Genomic DNA, 18,237 nt, shown 5'->3' on the forward strand with positions numbered 1-18,237 from the left:
TTGTTTTTAGTCGTGATTAGAATAAAAATTTCACACTGCCTTGGATATTACGGGCATACGGGTCGTTGATACCGCGTTCCTGCTTGATGCTTCCCCAGTGGAAGAGGTCGGACATATTCACGGCAAACGTTACGGACTGCACACCGGCATATTTGCGTATCCAGTCGTTGTCCCAGCGGTATTGGAGGCTGACGGATGACAGTTCCAGCACGTTGTCGTCCATTACGAAACGTGAGGAAGCTTGAGTGATGTCATTGCTGAATCCTTTGAAGAAGGTCACATCGCCCGGATTCATCCAGCGGTCTGTTAAGGCGCGTCGGTCTACATTAGATGTCATCAGTGTGTTTGTCGTCACTTCCACGCGGTCTACCAAAGTTGAGTTGTATCTCTTTCCGCCCCAATAATAATTGAATGAAACGTTGAGGGTGAAGCCTTTCCACATCACCATGGTGCCGAAATTGCCGTGGTAGGGCTGATAACCGGGACCTAAATAAACTTTGTCTCCTGCTTTCCACTCATCGGTGACGTTACCGTCTTTGTCTAAGAAAATCTCACGACCGGTACTTGGGTCAACGCCCAAAGAGCGGACGGCGTATATTCCGTTTTGCGGACGTCCTTCGTAGAACAGGTTGGCTACCTCATAATCTTCATTTTGCAGCATGGCTTCATTTTGTTCTTTCACAGCGTCCGAAAGTTCAGAAATCCAGTTCTTATCGTATGCCAGCTGGCCGCTCAGAATCCAGTTGAATTCGCGGTGCGGGTCGCGGATGACGTAAGCCGTTAGCGATGCTTCGAAACCTTTGTTTTTCACTTCACCTACATTAGCGATGTATGAAGGGAATCCCATAGAGAGTGGGGTGTACATAGCGGAGAGCAGGTTAGAAGTAGTCTTAGTGTAGAAGTCGAACTCACCACGGATGCGTCCGTTCCATAGACCGAATTCTGTACCAACATTGAATTCTTTGGTGGTCTGCCAGGTTAGGCGCGGGTTACCCCATTCCTGCAAGGTGGCACCAGTCCAGTTCATATATTTGTTGCCTGTCTGATAAACATACAGTGTGGAAGCTCCTGAACCGGAACCTTGTTGCGAACCAGTTTCACCATAAGACGCTTTCAGACGCATGATGTTCAGTACCGGATTGCCTGCAAGGAATTTCTCGTTGTGTAAGTTCCAACCGATACCGGCACTCCAGAAAGGAGCGTATTTCTTGTCTGTACCGAAGGTTGAACTACCGTCCACACGGTAAGACAAATCCAGATAGTAGCGTCCGTCGTATGTATAGTTCACGTTACTAGTGAAACCCAAACGACGGGTGCGGCTTTTTGAGCCGGAAGGAATCTCGTCTTGTGCGTACTGGCGGGCATTGCCCAAGAAACTCATTTGTTCATTGGTGAAACCTTCCACTTTAAATAGATAGTCGTATCCGTTTGTCTCGTTTACTGAGTAGTCTAAACCGACATAGAGCTGGTGCTTATCTAAAAATACGTTTGAATAAGAGAGGGTCACGTTTCCGTTGTAGTTATAGTTCCTGCCTGTTCCATACGTATAAGAACCGCGGCGGAAGTATCCTTCGCCTGTGGCGAATTCGTCTGCAGTAGCTTCATCGGAAGTGAAATAAGAGTCCTTCGGAGAGAGGAAGGTATCGCTGTGATTGGTTGTGGAGGTGATACCAAACTGGCCGCGCAATGTCAGCCCTTCTATAATGTTCCATTCTGCAGCGAAGTTGTTGGTCAGTTCTTCATAACCGTTCTTGTCGAACGATCCTAATGACGCATCATACAGCGGGTTGGATTCGCCGCGTCCCCGGCTGGATCCATAAAAGCCTTCGAAGAATTCCACCACTTGTCCGTTTTCATCGTAAGGTATGTTGTAAGGTTGCTGAGCTACGTAATCGCTGAAGGAGCCGTAATTGCTTTCTCTGGCTCGTATCATGCTGTATGAGGTATAGTTCTTGAATGTGAAGTTCTTCACTTTATACAGCAACGTGATACCACCAGTGAATGTGCGGCGTGAGTTGTTCTTCATTGCACCTTCGCTGTCCTTGTAGTTGGCAGTGGCACTCCAGCGGAACTCTTCACTACCGCCTTCCAGGCGGATGTTGTAGTGTGAGCCTACGGCGTTGCGTATGGGCTTGCTGAGCCAGTCGGTGGTTTGTCCGGACTGGACGCGGAGCAATCGTTCATTATAGATTTGTTGGTAGATGCGGTCTTGGTCTGTGTCGCTAGAGTTGTACATACCTAATGAATGTTCCAGTTCCAGTTTTTCGGCAGCATTGAGGTAATCATACGAACTGAGGTCGGGGATATTCAGGTCGATACCCACTTCCGCGTTCACGCGGAGTTTACCTGGTTCGGGCTGTTTGGTCACAACCACGATGACACCGTTTGAGCCGCGCGAACCGTAAATGGCAGTGGCGGCGGCATCTTTCAAAATGTTGATAGATTCGATTTCCTCATCATTATAGTCCATCAGACGTTCAAGGGAGATTTCGAATCCGTCCATGATGATGAGTGGTGTGTTAACAGCGTTGGATGCGTTTTCGTTGAATTCTTCTACGCTCATCGGAAGTGATGAGTTACCGCGGATGTTGATTTGCGGCAAGGTGTTCGGGTTGCTTCCCGCAAGATTATTTACGGCGAAGTTCAGCGAGGCATCAATGTTCTTCAACGTTTGCAACAGGTTTTGTCCGCGGTAGATTTTCAGTTCTTTGTCGGTGATAGTCGATACGGCACCTGTGTAGCTTTCGCGCGATTTCTTGAAGATACCGGTCACCACGACGTCTTGTAGCATGTGTGCGTCGCTTTCCATTACGATGTGCAGGTTCGGTTCACCGTCGACCACCGTTGTTTTCATTCCGATATAAGATACTTGTACTTTAAATTCTTTGTTGAATGAGAAGCCGCTAATTTCGAATTTGCCGTCTACGTCGGTCATTGTACCGAACGTCGTTTTCTGATTGTCATTGTCCAAAAGGATGACCGAGGCTCCGATGACTGGCAAACCATCATCTTTGGAAATGACGGTACCATAGATGCGATGTGTCGGCTGTTTGGCGGAGGTTTCCGATTTGCGGATGATTACAGTGTTGTCCACAATTTCATACGTCAGTCCCGTGCCTTTCAGCACTTGGTTGAGTACTTCTTCCAGCCGTTTGTCTTTCAGCGTGCAGGTGACGGGGCGCACGCCCTGCAAGATTTGCTTTTGGTAGACGAACTCATGGTTGGTCTTTTCTTTCAGGTCGGAAAAGACTTTCTCGATAGGTGTATCTTTGTACACTGTGTTGATGTCTTGTGCCGATACCGGCATGCCTAAGATACCCAGCAGGATTAAGCTGAATAGCTTTCGTTTGCTACTGTTCATGATTAGTCATTTTGTTTGTTATTATTAGTTATGATGATTTTCTCGTTTTGTACACGGAAGCCGATTCCGCCGCTTTTCTCTAAGATGGATAAGGCTTCCGACAGGTCGGCATAACGCGGTGCACTGCCTTTGAATACGATGTTAGCCAGACTGGCATCTTCGAACTCGTAATCGAAATTGTACCAGCGAGACAGGGCACGCATGATTTGTTCCAGATTTTGTTCTTCGAAAATAAACCGTCCTTTATGCCAGCCGGTCACGGTGCGTGTGTCTATGCTCCGTATGCTGGTTGAGCGGTCGTTCTTCAGGAATATCGCTTGATGTCCCGGTGTCAGCACCAGCTCGGCCTTGCTTCCGTCGTGCGGCTGCAGAGCAATGCTGCCCGATACGAGGGTGGTGTAAATGCGGTTTTCTTCGGTGTAGGCATTGATGTTGAATTCCGTGCCGTACACCCGTACGGTCATGTCGCCCGATTTCACGTAGAAGGGGCGCAGGCTGTCTTTTGCTACCTTGAAGTATGCTTCGCCTGTAACGGTCACTCGGCGTTCGCCGTTGTTGAAGTTTTCGGGGTAGACAAGTTGTGATTCGGCATTCAGCCATACTTCGGTGCTGTCTTCTAATGTGATTTTGAACTCTCCTCCTCGCGGAGTGGTCAGTTTGTTGATGCGTGTCTTCAAGTCATCGGCGGGTTTCTCTTGCGCCTGTCGTTGTGCGATGAGATGGATGTTGCGCAGGGAATCATCATCGAGGTTGATTTCTGTTCCGTCGTCCAACGTGAGGATGGCTTGTGTCTTGCCTACGGTAATGTTGGCGGCTTCCAACTGACGGGCGATGGTAAGGGGTACTTCTTCGTGCGACGGATGGATATTCACGAAGTAACCGAAGCAGAGCATGGCTGCTATAGAAGTGACGGTTAGCAGCATGACGATACGGTTGCGGTGTCGTTTCGGGCGCGATGCTTTGCGGATACGCGCTTTCATGTCTTCCAGCGGGCGGGTGGGGTCGATGATATGCAGTCGGCGGTATTCATGTTCCAAGAAACGTATGTCGGTCAATTTTCGGTAGACGGCATCGTTTTCAGGAGTGGCTTTCCGCCACGCTTCAAGCTCGGCGCTTTCTTCCGTACGAATTGTTCCGGTGATTCGTTTGTAGATGAGCAAAACGATACGTTCGTAATCAATAGGTGTATTCATGCCGTTTTTTGTTTTTTTTAAATCACATTTATCCATAAAACGCAATCAAAAGCAAAAAGGACAGCAGGAATGTGCATTTTTTTTAAGGAAAAATTTAAATAATCTTCTCGGTTTTTATACTTTTGCCCCGTAAATATGAGGTAAAGATGACAGACGAAAAGATATTTATCGACTTCCAGCAGGGTAAAATTGATTCGTTATATAAATATATGTATAGCAAATTGATTTTATACGCTTCCCGTTGTTTGGGCGGGGAAATGTCTTTTATGTCTGAAGACTGTGTGCAGGATGCTATTTTCAAGGCTTATCAAGAGCGTGACACTTTCCTTTCGGCTGCGGCGTTCAAGTCATTTCTCTATGTTTGTGTGCACAATCAGTCTGTTTCTATCTTGCGCAAGCAAATGGCTCAAGAGAATTATTTGGCTAATCGGGAGGAAGAGGATTTTCAGAACAGTCTGATGGAGCAAGAGGTGCTTGACTTGCTTTTCGACTCCATTCGCTCTTTACCCGAAAAGCATCGTCGTTTGTTTGATTTGAGTTTCGAACAAGGGTTGAAGAATGCGGAGATAGCCGAGTTGCTGAATGTGTCAGAAAGTGCGGTAAAGAAACAGAAAGCCGGTCTGATTAAGATGGTTCGGGAAGAGATGATGCGCAGGACAGATAAAGATTTCTTAGGATTTTTGTTGTTGATTCTTTTGTATGAGTAAGGACTGGCTTGTGTGACAGCGGCTTGTAAATTATTCTGACATTTAATAATAAAATAACTTCTGACATATGAAAACGTCCGATTTTTTAATAAAATTGATAGCAGGATATGATGTTAGGCAAAAAGAACGTCAGCTATTTAAAGACAATGCTCGTAAAAAGCAGGAATTGGAATCGGCTCTTAGTAAAATAAAAGAATTGGTAGCCGATATAGAGGCATTATCGCTGAAACTAACTCATGCCGAAAGAGAAATAGCCAATCATGAAACACTTATATGTTAAGAGGCTGTCTCAAAATAGAAATAGGCTTTCATTTTGTCTAAGGGAACGTAGTGAAGAATCTCGAAAACACAAGCTGATGCACACGAGATTGACTTCGTCGAACGTTGTTTCTTCGCTTTGCTGGATGACATTACTTTTTGATACTCAATTACCATTTTGAGACAGCCTCATAAAGATTAGTCGATAAACCGGCGGGTAAGGTTTTCGAATTCATCAATGCGCCGGTCTCGGAGGAAGGGCCACCAACGGCGTACATTTTCACTCCGGTCCATATCGATGTCTACTATCAGATTCTCTTCTTTCGTATTGCTTGCTTGAGCCAATAGTTCGCCTTGAGGTCCGGCAACGAAGCTATTCCCCCAAAACAAGATACCATTGGTTTGTCCGGACGGGTCAGGTTCTAAACCAACCCGGTTTACGGCTATGACGGGTAAGCCATTGGCTACGGCATGTCCTCGTTGTACCGTTATCCAAGCACCGATTTGGCGCAGTTTCTCTTCTTGGGTATCAGTGCTTTCCCACCCAATGGCGGTTGGATAAATCAATATTTCAGCCCCTTTCAATGCCATGAGCCGTGCTCCTTCGGGATACCATTGGTCCCAACAAACTTGTACGCCTAATTTTCCAATAGAAGTCTGAATCGGTTCGAAGCCGATGTCTCCGGGAGTGAAATAGAATTTTTCGTAATAAGCAGGGTCATCGGGAATGTGCATTTTGCGGTAGATACCGGCTATGCTTCCGTCTGTATCGAATACAACGGCTGTATTGTGATACAGTCCCGGTGCGCGGCGTTCGAATAATGAGGTGACCAATACGATGTGGTAAGCGGAAGCTATTTCGCTATAGAAACCGGTAGAAGGTCCGGGTATAGGTTCTGCCAAATCGAACAAAGAGGTGTCTTCGGTTTGGCAAAAATAGGGTGTATTGTGAAGTTCTTGCAATACGACCAGATTGGCTCCGGCTTGAGCCAAAGAAGCGATATTGCGGTGCAGCTTCTCTAAGTTAGTCTTGATATCGGTAGAGCACGATTGCTGAACGATACCTGCGCGGATGATTCTTGTCATATAAATTGAAAATTAAAAATTGAGAATTAATAATTAGTTTATGCTCTCTTTGGTGCATTAAAAGGAACAAACACTTTCGGGGTATTGCATGGTGACGCAATGCAGTGACCCGTGTTGTTGTATCAATGCCCGGCAATCGACTCCTACTATTTCTTTTCCGGGGAAAGCTTTAACCAGCACTTGGGCTGCCTGACGGTCCTTTTCCGGTTGGGCGTATGTAGGATATAGCACAGCTTCATTCATAACCAGGAAATTGGCATACGTAGCAGGCAATCTTTCTCCTTCAGCATCATAAATGGCATCGGGCATCGGAAGCGGAAGCAGACGGAATGGGTCGCCATTTAATGTACGGAAGGTTTTTAGTTGTTCCTCCATGGCATGCAATGCTCCGTAATGCTCGTCTTCGATGTCGGTGCATTGCACATAGACAATGGTGTGGTTCGGACATAAGCGGGCAAGTGTATCAATGTGGCTATCAGTATCATCTCCTGCTAAAAAGCCGTAATCCAACCATAGAACTTGAAGCAGGTTGAACCGTTCTTTCAGGTATTGTTCGATTTCTTCCCGGCATAAAGTGTCGTTCCGGTTCGGAGCCAACAGACAGGTGGAAGTGGTGAGCAAAGTGCCTTCTCCGTCGCTTTCTATTGACCCGCCTTCCAATACAAAATTGCGGCAATTGACGTAATGCCCGTTCAGTAAGCCGCTTTTATAGAGGTGGGTATTAATCAGATTATCTTTACAAGCTGCAAATTTCATTCCCCAACCGTTGAAGCAAAAGTCCAGCAGCAAAGGGGATGAGTCTTTTTGAAGCAAGGTGATAAAGCCATGGTCGCGTGCCCAAGTGTCGTTGGTGGGGCAGGGGACGAAACGGATATTGGATTTGTATTCCGTTTCTTCGAGTGCTTTGGGAAATTCGGGAGCAACCAGCAATAAAGGCTGGCGGCTTGCGATTTCCCGTGCCAGATTGAGGAAACACGTTTCCACTTCTTCCAGCATGTAGTTCCAATCGGTTCTGGCATGTGGCCAGGTCAGTTGGATATAGCTTTGTCTATGCCATTCGGCAGGTAAATAATACGTACGTTCCATTCGTTATTTAGTCTTTAGTTGTTTCTTTATTCCGTTTCTCTTGTACATAGGATTGTTGTTCTTCAGCTTCTTGGGCTTGTTTTTTCTTTCTTCTGCGGAACAGCATCCAGTCGAATAATTCCCGCCAATTATCGAAATCTTTCTTATACATCAGTCCGATGCCTTGGGTAGTCAAGGTCGATTTGGTGAAATAGCGGTCATTGGTTTCATTATATCCTTTTAAACGCAATTCTCCGTTTTTGGTCAGCATCCACATCGCTTCAAAGTCTCCTACGAAGTTTGTGTTTTGCAGAGCATTGTCCCGATAGCCGAAGTTTCCATTGATGATGAGCCGGTTATCCAATAGCCTTCCGGACAAAATGGCTTCGGCTTCCACATCGCTCCATCCGTTTTCGCCTGTGCTTAAGTTGGTTCCTACATTCCAGTTCTGATTGTCGATGACTTGCGAGAGCATGTTGTTCAATTGTCCCGATAAAGTACTGAAAGCCAATGAACTGGTGGCATCCGACTGGGTAGCGTTGTTGTTATAGTCGTATGTATAGAATTTCCCGATACCCAGCAGATAGATGATTTGGGTATTCATTTGTTCTTCTGTACTGGTCAGACTCCGTACCAGTTCACGGTCTTCATCGCTTACGGTAGGCAGGTCAAGGTCGAATTTCAGGGTCGGGCTGGTCAGGTTTCCGCTCAAATTCAAGAGGCAATTGACCCGTACATTGCCCCGCGAGCTGGAAGCATCTGCTACCAAATCGTTTAGCGAAGCCGAGTTAACCGTATAGACCGCTTGTACATTCAGGTTTGCCTGGCGTGGGTTTCCGTTGAAGGAAACCATACCTCCCGATTGCAGGGTAAAGTCTTTCCGGATAACGTTCTGCATACTCATCTTATAGATTCCGTCTTCGATATTATAGTTCCCGAACATCAAAAAATCGCCTTTATTATAGAAATTGATACGCAGGTTTCCCGTTCCGGTTGCTGAAATGTTGTCTCCAGCAATCGGATCCATGACAATCCGCATGGTAGCGTCCGGTGTGGCTTCTATTTGAAAGTTCAGATGCATATCCAGCGGTGTATCGTCTTCTTCCTCCTCTTCGCGCTCGTTCAGCGGGTGATAGAGCTCGGTATGTATGTTTTCTTGTTGACGTTTGGGAGTCCGGTCTACGAATTCGATAAACTGGTTGCTGGTGGCTTCGGCGGCGGTTGCGGTCACGTATGTAAACGAAGTATGAGGGTCGGTCCGTAAAGTTCCGTCTACGTTTAATGCATTGTTCCCGCCCCGAAGCAAGACTTCACCGGTGGTGTAGATAGTGCCATAGAAAGGAAATTCAGGCGTCTCTTTTTCGGTGTGGAACACCCGCATGTTGTTGGTATTAAAGCGGAAATTATAGGTCAGATTCTTGAGTTTCCGGTGGTTTAAAGAACCGTTTACAAGTCCGGTATTTCCTTCCATATCGGCTATCTGCACATTGTCAAACCCGAAATGCCCCGAACGGATATGTACCGAATCGGCATGCACTTTGAAAGAAGTGTTCAGGATATCCACTTTCATACTGGCATCAGCCCGTGCGTCTCCTTCCAAATCCAGACCGGAAAATGGTCCGTAAAGGCGTACATTCCCGAATACACGCCCCTGCATATTGGTGAAAATACCGTCGATAAACGGCTGGAGAAAGGCTAAGTTCGTGCCTCCTGCACGGATGTTCAAGTTTAGTCCTTTTTCTTTGGGAGAGACGTATCCGTCTACGAAAGTGGAATATTGCTCATTCTCCTTGATATCTGCCAAGAGACGCACACCGCCCAGTTCGTTATCCCATTCGCCTTTGATGTCTCCTCTGCCTAATAACGCATCGTTCAGGGAGAAGCTTTTCACGTCCAGACGGGTGTACATGACAGGTTTGTCTAACACGTGATGCAGATGAACCCGTCCGGTAATCAGCCCGTTGAATTTTACGGCATGGAACTGGATGATATCCATGATGTATTGCAGGTTGATGTTACTCAAGTCTACCAGGCAACTATCTGTTTCGGCTTTTCCTATCCGTCCGTTTGCCCGTACATATTGGTCGCGATGTTCGAAGCGGAAATCATGAATGTCGATGATGCCCTTGTTGATGACCACTTCCGAGGGGTGTATGTGCCAAATGCTGTCATTCAGGATAATCCGGCTAGGCTGGATTTGAATCCGGGTGTTCAATTGTTTTTCTTCTTCTGATTTTTGAAAGTGCGCTATGGCTTGCAGTTTTCCGCTAAATGTAGCTTCGGTATTATTTCCCCAGTTAACCATTGCCTGAAGTTGGTTATCATGAGCCAAAGCCTGTACCGCAAGGTTGACCATGGTTCCTTTTTTCATCCGCTTGTTGGCACGGAGTTGGCATTGAAGCCCTTCGTCCGTATTATCACAAAGGAAGGTACCCGCTTCGTAATAAGCGCCTTTATAGGTAAATTCGGGCGCGTATGCACGTACTTGCATCCGTGTCTGGCTATCATCGAAATATCCTTTTAGCGATACGGGCATAGTGACATCCAAAGGAACGTCGAGCACTTTCGATAAGAGGTCGGTGTTGTCCAGTTGGATATCAAAGCGGAAATTATTGTTTGTTTCCGGCATTTTCTTGTCTTGAGCCAATAGGGCAGGGATATACCGTTGCACATTCTTCAGGATGCTGGTGGGGAGGGTACGGTATGAATAATTACCCTGAACGTCACCGTTGAGGAAAGGCGAGCGAATTTCAATCCGTTTCTCCTGGCTTCCGCTAAGGGTGCTTGCGGCAATATCGAAATGGTCAAACGAATAGCACTTGTCTTTATCAGGTGCATTGACCGATACGCTATCTATATGGATGATTCCTTGTGCATCGTCAATGGAATGTCCCGTAAAGTCAGCCAGTACTTTCAAAGAGAAATCGGTATCCGGGTATTTCTCGGTCAGATGAAGCGCGTTCGGGCGGAAATTGCGTACGTTTATCGCTACATTGAAATCCGGAACTTGCCGCTGGGTGGCTACATGCCCGTTGATTTCGATGTTTCCATTGGCGTCATTCAGTGTGATTTTCCCATCGAATCCTCCCGGTGCATATTGGCCGTCGAGCCGGATGTCGTGGTATTCGTATTGTTTATACGTCAACGAAGAAACCACGCCCTTAATATACGACTGGGCATTCCCGTTTTGGTATCTGAACCCTTCTAATTCGACGTCGAACACTGTATTCCCCCATGTCTGTTCGTTTCCTAAAAGCGTTCCGAGATTGAATGTCTCGCTCTTGATTTTGCCTGAATACGAACGGGGCGAAGTGCCGGTGGCTTTGTGCATGGTTATATTGGCTTGTACTGTTCCGGCATCAGACGTAATCATGCCGTATGTGGTGAGTTGGCGGAGGTATCCGGATACATTTCCGGTGAATTGCACATCTCCCAGGCGTTTTACGATGCCTGGAGGCTCTTCTTTCCCCGTAAGGTTCCGAAACAGCCATGCCAGTCCTTGGGCATCGGCATCCAGTTGGGAGATTTGCCCGAACAGGAACATTCCGTCCTTTTCGTGCCAATGGTTGGCTATGCCTTTCCCTTTGAGAAGCAGGGTTTTATCGTTTCCGTCGAGGTATATTTCGTTGCATCGGGTGCGGTTGCCTTCTCCTTCCATAGCCAGCCGGAAATCCACCGGACTATGGAAATGGCTAAAAGCCGGTACGAACATGGCAAGGTCTGCCGGAGTAATATGGGCTTCGAGGCGCATACGGTAAGTTGTGTTCTTGTCCAAGACCGGAAATTTTGGGATGCTGTCATAATTTGCGCTAAGGCTGTCTATTACAAGCGAAGTTTCGGGCAACTGGATTTCCAAGTCATTGAGAGCCAGCCGGCGAGGGGTTGCGATGAATTTCATCGTCATTTTCTTCAGCTTGAACCCGCTTGCCTCGTTGAAGCTCATGCGCCGGATTTGCGCATTGACCGAGTCGTTGGTCAAGGCTTTCAAAGAGAGGGTAGCCGAGAGGTTTTGCACTCCGATGTGTTTAGCATTGAAGCGGTTCGGGGTTTCGGGTTCCGACAAGACATCGTAGTAGATTTGCCCACGACGGATAAGCACCGCATTGATGCGGAGGTCGATGGGTTTCTTATCTTTCTTTATTGTGTCTTTCGAAGCAAAGGCATCCAATACGAACTGGAAATTCGTGGGCGATTCAGGGGTTTTCCGGTTCAGGCGTGCATGGAGTCCGAAGAGTTGTACGCTACTGATGCGGATTTGCCCATGAAACAGGAGTGAGATTTCTATCTTGGCAGACAGGCGGGACACCTTGAGCAATTCGCGGCTCTCTTGGTCTTTCAGCGTTACATTTTGGATGATAATCCGGTTCAGAAGCCCTAAATCAATGTTGCCGATGCTTACTTCGGTATGCATGAGCTGGCTCAGTTCATCGGACACGATATCGGATAGTTGCTTTTGGATAAAAGACAGGTTCAGGATGGCAATCAATCCGAAGTAGCATACCAGCACCAAGATGATTGTCGTCCGGACAATATGTTTTATGTGAATTATCTTTCTCATTCAGCAGCCTCTAAAATGTAACAAAGGTACAAATATCGGCTGAGATAATCTCTATTCTTGCCTGCATTTTATGATTTTTAATATGAATATCGGCGTATCTTCAGATACATGCCAAATTGTCAGCAAAGTGATGACAAAAATGCATATAGGTGCATCGGCTTACGAAGCCTGCTTCATAAGGCAACGAAGCCTGCTTCATGGGCTGATGAAGCAGGCTTCGTTTTTCAAGGCATACGGATGCATTTATTGATGTTTCTTGCCTATCCACGTGAGGCGGTGCCAAACGGTTTCCAGCGGACCGCGTTTGAAGTGTCGGAACCACCAATGCGCGAATGCCAGTTGGAGCAGGAAGAAGGCGATGCCAATCAAGAGGCTCAGCGTGGTGCCGCAATAGCGGTGCATCTCCAACCCGTATCCGTAATAAATGAAACTTCCGATAATGGATTGGGTGATATAGTCGGTCAGGCTCATCTTGCCGTAAGGCACCAATATCTGTTGCACTTTCCCTTTATTGACCCAATAGAGAATGAGGAACGCGCTGACCATTACGAGCATGAAAGCCAAGTTGTACCATGAGTTCCAAATGGTTTCCATCGAAGCTTTCAGGAACGGGTTCTTGATTTGCGAATAGATAAAGTCTTTCAGGTAATAAAGGATGACCGCACTGGGCAGAGCGTAGATGCCTACCCGTTGCCAGAAGCCCATTACCCGGTCGTGTGTCTCGTCGGTCATGCGGAACAAGCCTTTCCGCCCTATCAGCATGCCCAGCATAAAGAGCGAGGCGGTTTGGAACACACGTCCGTAGCACCATGCCCAATTGAGGCTGGCAAGCTGGCCTGTCACGAAATTCACCTTTACCATTTCCCACCATGAGCTTCCTCCGAGTTGCGGGTAAACATCGCCTAAAGAGTAAATCATCTGTTGCGGGTTGGCTTCGGGATTGATTAACGCATAGATTACTTTACACCATTCTAATGGTTGGAGCATCAAGAAGCAGGCAATCCAAAAGACCGTCTTGTCCGACAGATGCCGCACCGGAACCAATACGAATCCCAAGAGGGCGTAAAGCACCAAGATTTCGCCGGGGAAGAAAGAAGCGTTGATAAACCCGAATCCCAACAAGAGGACGAGCCGCCACATATACCGGTTTCGGAAGTCTTCGCCCCGTTTCTCGCAATTACGGCTTTGCAGGTAGAAGGTAAAGCCGAAGAGCAAGGCAAAGATAGCGTATGCTTTCCCTGAAAAAATGAAAAACAGCATGTCCCATAGGTGCTTGTCGAGGCTGGCAAGCAGGGGAGAGTCCGTTTTCGGAAAAGAATAATAGTTGAAATGCTCGATGTTATGCAAAAGGATGATTCCCATAACGGCGAATCCGCGAAGTGCGTCAATTGCCAAGATACGCTCCTTGGAGCGCAAAAGTTCGTTTCCCATGTGTCGTTTTTAAAGTTTGATTGGTTAATAAAATGATTTCGGGTTGCAAACTTACGACATTTATTTAAAATATGCGAATAAGATTGCATATATCCGCGGAATATCCAAATTTTCAGGAAAAATAATAGGATAAAACGCAGAATAAAGCGAATTTGAGCATTCTCACTGACGGTCAGAGAGTTTGGTTTCGATTGGTGCAGAATGGCATCAGGGCGTATCCGCACTTGAATGTCAGAACGAAGAGTTGGTACGGTATATTGAAACAATGGAACGGGAGCATAAGGAAGAACGCACCAAGTTCAACGAGTATATGGATAAGATACAGCGGTGCTTCCCTCATGTGGAGAAGCTGTTGCTTCGCTTGTGCAATGGTTCAGACAGAAAGCACGTGAATGGAGAAATGGGTTGAGGATTGCAGCCGGAAAGCAGGATAAAGGACTGAAAAAATATAGGATGTTTTCTAAAATTCACTCCAAAAACAAATAAAAGCACTATAAGGTAGGGGATTATCGGAAAAATCCCTTATCTTTGTATTCGGGTGGAGATAACTCCGTCTAAGACATGTTAATTTAAAGAAGCGTTGTGCTTTTCTTGCGAGTGTAAAGCCTGAGAAACTGAACAATCGTATGACAAGAAGGCATAGTGGTTCTCACGCTATAGCGTGGGCTGCTATTACCATATCGTCATACATAGGTTTTCTCAGGGCCTACACTCGAAGACGTGGCATTGCAGTTCCACGCTTCGTGGTTTAATAAAAGTCCTTGTGGAAGCTGAAGGAAAAAATGGAGGATGGAATATGAAGAAACTTATGTTACCTTATTTGTTATTTCCCCTTTTTGCAATAGGTGGATGTACGGGCAATGTGCCTAAGACGGATTCCCAAAAAGTAGAAGCACAAGAGCCACTTGTGGAGACATATACCGTAGAACGGTATAAACTCTTTCCAACGCAAAACATGTGGACATTTATTAAACTTGACACACAAACAGGTCAAATGTGGCAATTGCAATATAGTGTAAATGATGATAAAGGACGGTTTGAGTATGACCTTAATCCTAATGCACTTGTTGTTAATGACAAGAAAGTTAATGGTCGCTTTGAACTTTACCCAACTAAAAACATTTACAACTTTATCCTTCTTGACAAAATAGATGGAAAAGCATGGCAGGTTCAATGGTCGTTTGACGAAGAAAATCGTGCCGTTCTTCCTATTAATAAATAAAATGCAATTTGATAATCTTTATATACGATTTAAATTATGAAAAAGGTTTTCTTTTCGCTGTTACTCGCATTTACAATAGTTGCAACAGCATTTGCCCAAGAAGAATCAGAACATCTTACATTCAAAGGTGTACCAATTGATGGCACATTGAATGAGTATGTGGCAAAAATGAAGCAAGCAGGTTTTACTCACATCAGCACACAAGATGGTACTGCAGTTCTGCAAGGTGATTTTGCTGGGTTCAAAGGATGTACGATAGGTGTTGCAACTCTTAAAACGACTAATAAAGTTAATACTATTGGAGTGATATTTCCTGAGCAAGACGATTGGGCTTCACTTGAAAACAACTATAAGCACTTGAAATCTATGCTTACGGAAAAGTATGGGGAGCCTTCTGATTGTGTAGAGACATTTCAAGGATATGGTTCACCTCAAACAGATAGTGAAAAATTGCTTAGACTAAAAATGGATAATTGCACATGGTATACGATTTTTAGTACTTCCAAAGGTGACATTCAATTATCAATAGATAATCAAAGCGTTATGAGTTGCTATGTTCTTCTTCGCTATTTTGATAAGATAAATACAGATGCTGTAAGAAAACAGGCTATGGATGACCTATAATTATCAATTTATGCCGTCATTTCTTGTTTTGATATTAAGTATCGCTACTGTGATAGGTATAATCATAGTGGCGATACGGTTATTGCTAAAAAAGAGGTCAAATGAACTATCAGAGCGAATTGCAACCATTACTCCTTATAAGAATATACAAGAAAGCAGAGAAAAGGAATTAAAGCAAAGCAATGAAAGTTTTTTCATTGACATTGAAACTGATTTAAGGAATAGTTTTAATGGGCATATAATATCCTCTTCGGAAGAAGAACAATTTACGAAATATTATATAGAGTTTTTCCATGAAGTCAATTCCTTGCTGAAAAGTCTTGAAGCATTCCATATAGAACCGTCCGAGACAATCTCAAAATTTACACATGATTTCGGAAACATCCACTCAATTGTCAAAAGACATAATGAGCAGGTTATCCAAGACACTCTCGATACCCATAAAGACTTTTTCGACCATTGTCTTAAATATCCATTAGACAAGCAACAAAGGCGTTCAATCGTGTCTGAAGAAGATAATTGTTTGGTGGTTAGTAGTGCTGGAAGTGGAAAAACATCATCCATTGTAGGAAAGGTTAGGTATCTGATTGACATTAAACACATCAATCCTCAAAACATTCTTCTTATCAGCTATACAAACAAGGCTGCTGCTGAATTGACGGAGAGGATGAATATTGCAGGACTAAGAGGGTATACTTTTCATAAACTTGCCATTGACATCATCGGGAAAGCGACAGGACAGAAGCCTTCTATTTGCGATAACACAGACGCACTGTTTGTGAAAATCTATCATAAGTTATTGGAAGATGAGGATTTCAAAAAGAGCATCGTCGAATACTTTGTTGACTATCAGGCGCAAGAAGCGGATTGGGAACATCGTAAGAATGAACGCAGACAGCAACTCTCCGAATTGAAAGAAGTACGCTTGAAAGCCCAATTCCCCGACATGAACGGGGAAACTATTTATGTTCGGAGTGAGCAGGAGCAGAAAATCTGTTTTGTATTATCTTCTTTGGGCGTGAAATTCAGGTATGAAGAGCCTTATGAACATCCATTGGTAGATGAAATGCACTCACAATACAAACCCGATTTTTCCATTTACTTTGAGCAAGATGGCAAAACAAAACGTATTTATTTAGAGCATTTTGGTGTGGACGAACATGGGCTTGTTCCCACATGGTTTGCAAAAGACAAAGGTATTACTTATGAAGAAGCAAACCAAAAATACAATGACGGAATAACATGGAAAAAAGCAGCCCATGAGAAGTTTGGGACTATATTACTGACAACTTCAAGTGCTGATTTCCATTATTCAGATATTCAACATACATTAAAAGCGTCATTGGAAAAAGCAGGTGTTCCTATTCAAGAAAAAACGGATGCCGAATTATATGATATGGTTCTTCCTCCAAATAGCAAACAGGAAAAGGCTTTCATTCGACTTGTTGTAACTTTTGTGACATTGATTAAGTCCAGTTGCAAGTCCATACAAGAGATCTTGAAACAGGCTAAAAATGTTGGAGACGAGCGCAGTACATTTATTATCAAGAGAATATTCCGACCTGTTTATGAACGGTATATTGAAGAACTGAAAAACAGCAATCAGATAGACTTTACCGACGCTATTCTGCAAGCCACGGAAATATGCCGTTCCTCCCATCCTGTGAAGTATGAGTATATCATCGTTGATGAGTTCCAAGATATATCAGTTGACCGCTACAATTTCCTTAAAGTACTCCGAGAAGGCAATCCTCCTGCAAAATTGTATTGCGTGGGCGATGATTGGCAATCCATATACCGCTTTTCAGGAAGTGACATGGCTCTTTTCAATCAATTCTCAGATTATTTCGGTTCCACAGAAATCAATAGAATCGAGACAACATACCGTTTTGGAGAGCCTTTGGTAAACCTGTCATCGCAATTCATCCAGCGGAATAAGGCACAGCTAAAAAAGGATATACACTCATTCGATCCACAAGCCAAAACCGAATTACAATTCTGCGCTTATGAACGACGTGATTATTGTAACACTATCGGACAATTGGTTGCTTCTATCCCTGCGGATAAATCCATTTTTTTGTTGGGACGGTATTCATTTGATGACTACTATTTATCATTTCTGTACAAATCAGTGAAAGAGGGCAATCGCTTTTACTACTTCATTGGAGACCGAAAAATTGAATTCCTAACTGTACACAAATCCAAAGGTCTTGAAGCGGACTATGTGATAATACTTCAATGCAACAAGGACACCTATGGATTTCCTTCAATGGTAAGCGATGACCCTGTGCTAAATTATGTCTTGACCAAAAGCGACCAATACCCGTATGGTGAAGAACGTAGGTTGTTTTATGTGGCTATTACCAGAGCGAAAATAAAGACATATGTACTTTACGACAAACGCTTTCCCTCTGTTTTTGTTGACGAGTTCTTACATCCCGAAAAGGTCACGGAAGAAAGTTATGCCAAGCACCCCAATGCCAATAAGAAATGGACACGCAGTGCTGACAAATTCCTAATTACTCTTTACCATGAAGGAAAGAGTATAAAGTATATCGCGGAGAAAATGGGAAGAAGCCAAACCTCTATCGCTATGCGAATAGGAAAATTAGAAGGTAAGCAAAAATAAAAAACGCTCATTCCGCCTTTCATTCGATAAATTGTACTACCTTTGGATAACAAGGGGTGTTTGACAGAAAGAAACGCAGCGTATATCGCAGAATTTGTGACCG

13 protein-coding genes are annotated in these 18,237 nt (G+C 44.8%); 7 read left to right on the top strand and 6 right to left on the bottom strand.

Annotated elements, in window-relative coordinates; genetic code table 11:
- Positions 1-16: 16 nt before the first annotated feature.
- Together B5F91_RS08370 and B5F91_RS08375 are read right to left on the bottom strand one after the other, a co-directional pair.
- Positions 17-3,361, bottom strand: coding sequence for a SusC/RagA family TonB-linked outer membrane protein (locus B5F91_RS08370; protein WP_087428640.1), 3,345 nt, complete (start codon positions 3,359-3,361; stop codon positions 17-19).
- Between the two features lie 2 nt (positions 3,362-3,363).
- Complete coding sequence (locus B5F91_RS08375) at positions 3,364-4,554, bottom strand: FecR domain-containing protein (RefSeq protein ID WP_158099905.1); 1,191 nt, start codon at positions 4,552-4,554, stop codon at positions 3,364-3,366.
- A gap of 146 nt (positions 4,555-4,700) precedes the next feature.
- On the opposite strand from B5F91_RS08375, the gene B5F91_RS08380 reads away from it, so the two are divergent.
- Positions 4,701-5,261 carry a sigma-70 family RNA polymerase sigma factor gene (locus tag B5F91_RS08380; RefSeq protein ID WP_087428642.1) on the top strand — a complete coding sequence of 187 codons (561 nt, stop codon included), beginning with the start codon at positions 4,701-4,703 and terminating at the stop codon, positions 5,259-5,261.
- Positions 5,262-5,328: 67 nt separating this feature from the next.
- Positions 5,329-5,541: a hypothetical protein gene (locus B5F91_RS08385; protein WP_087428643.1), complete on the top strand. Its 213-nt coding sequence runs from the start codon at positions 5,329-5,331 to the stop codon at positions 5,539-5,541.
- 176 nt (positions 5,542-5,717) lie between these two features.
- On the opposite strand, the gene B5F91_RS08390 is transcribed toward B5F91_RS08385, so the two are convergent.
- Genes B5F91_RS08390 through B5F91_RS08400 form a run of 3 tightly spaced genes read right to left on the bottom strand, consistent with a single transcriptional unit; the run spans position 5,718 to position 12,228 of the window.
- Entirely contained in the window at positions 5,718-6,605 is an 888-nt protein-coding gene (locus B5F91_RS08390) for a carbon-nitrogen hydrolase (RefSeq protein ID WP_087428644.1), read from the bottom strand.
- Between the two features lie 57 nt (positions 6,606-6,662).
- A complete protein-coding gene (locus tag B5F91_RS08395) occupies positions 6,663-7,691 on the bottom strand; it encodes an agmatine deiminase family protein (protein WP_087428645.1) in 1,029 nt (342 codons plus the stop codon).
- Between the two features lie 7 nt (positions 7,692-7,698).
- Positions 7,699-12,228, bottom strand: coding sequence for a translocation/assembly module TamB (locus B5F91_RS08400; protein WP_087428646.1), 4,530 nt, complete (start codon positions 12,226-12,228; stop codon positions 7,699-7,701).
- A 127-nt stretch (positions 12,229-12,355) separates the two neighbouring features.
- Here B5F91_RS08400 and B5F91_RS15520 point away from each other — a divergent pair, with 127 nt between their 5' ends.
- Positions 12,356-12,478 carry a hypothetical protein gene (locus tag B5F91_RS15520; RefSeq protein ID WP_255376663.1) on the top strand — a complete coding sequence of 41 codons (123 nt, stop codon included), beginning with the start codon at positions 12,356-12,358 and terminating at the stop codon, positions 12,476-12,478.
- Here the strand turns inward: B5F91_RS15520 and B5F91_RS08405 are convergent.
- Complete coding sequence (locus B5F91_RS08405; protein ID WP_087428647.1) at positions 12,472-13,659, bottom strand: DUF418 domain-containing protein; 1,188 nt, start codon at positions 13,657-13,659, stop codon at positions 12,472-12,474. The genes B5F91_RS15520 and B5F91_RS08405 overlap by 7 nt on opposite strands.
- A 181-nt stretch (positions 13,660-13,840) precedes the next feature.
- On the opposite strand from B5F91_RS08405, the gene B5F91_RS08410 reads away from it, so the two are divergent.
- The 4 genes from B5F91_RS08410 (at position 13,841) to B5F91_RS08425 (ending at position 18,134) form a co-directional block, all read left to right on the top strand.
- Positions 13,841-14,068, top strand: coding sequence for a hypothetical protein (locus B5F91_RS08410; RefSeq protein ID WP_087428648.1), 228 nt, complete (start codon positions 13,841-13,843; stop codon positions 14,066-14,068).
- Between the two features lie 354 nt (positions 14,069-14,422).
- Positions 14,423-14,881, top strand: a complete 459-nt coding sequence (locus tag B5F91_RS08415) for a hypothetical protein (RefSeq protein ID WP_239416383.1) — start codon at positions 14,423-14,425, stop codon at positions 14,879-14,881.
- 36 nt (positions 14,882-14,917) lie between these two features.
- Complete coding sequence (locus B5F91_RS08420; protein WP_087428649.1) at positions 14,918-15,505, top strand: hypothetical protein; 588 nt, start codon at positions 14,918-14,920, stop codon at positions 15,503-15,505.
- A gap of 10 nt (positions 15,506-15,515) precedes the next feature.
- Positions 15,516-18,134 (top strand): UvrD-helicase domain-containing protein, encoded by a 2,619-nt coding sequence (locus tag B5F91_RS08425; protein WP_087428650.1) that lies wholly within the window; start codon positions 15,516-15,518, stop codon positions 18,132-18,134.
- Positions 18,135-18,237 lie beyond the last annotated feature (103 nt).

It is taken from the genome of Bacteroides sp. An322 (assembly GCF_002161765.1).
GTDB lineage: Bacteria > Bacteroidota > Bacteroidia > Bacteroidales > Bacteroidaceae > Phocaeicola > Phocaeicola merdavium.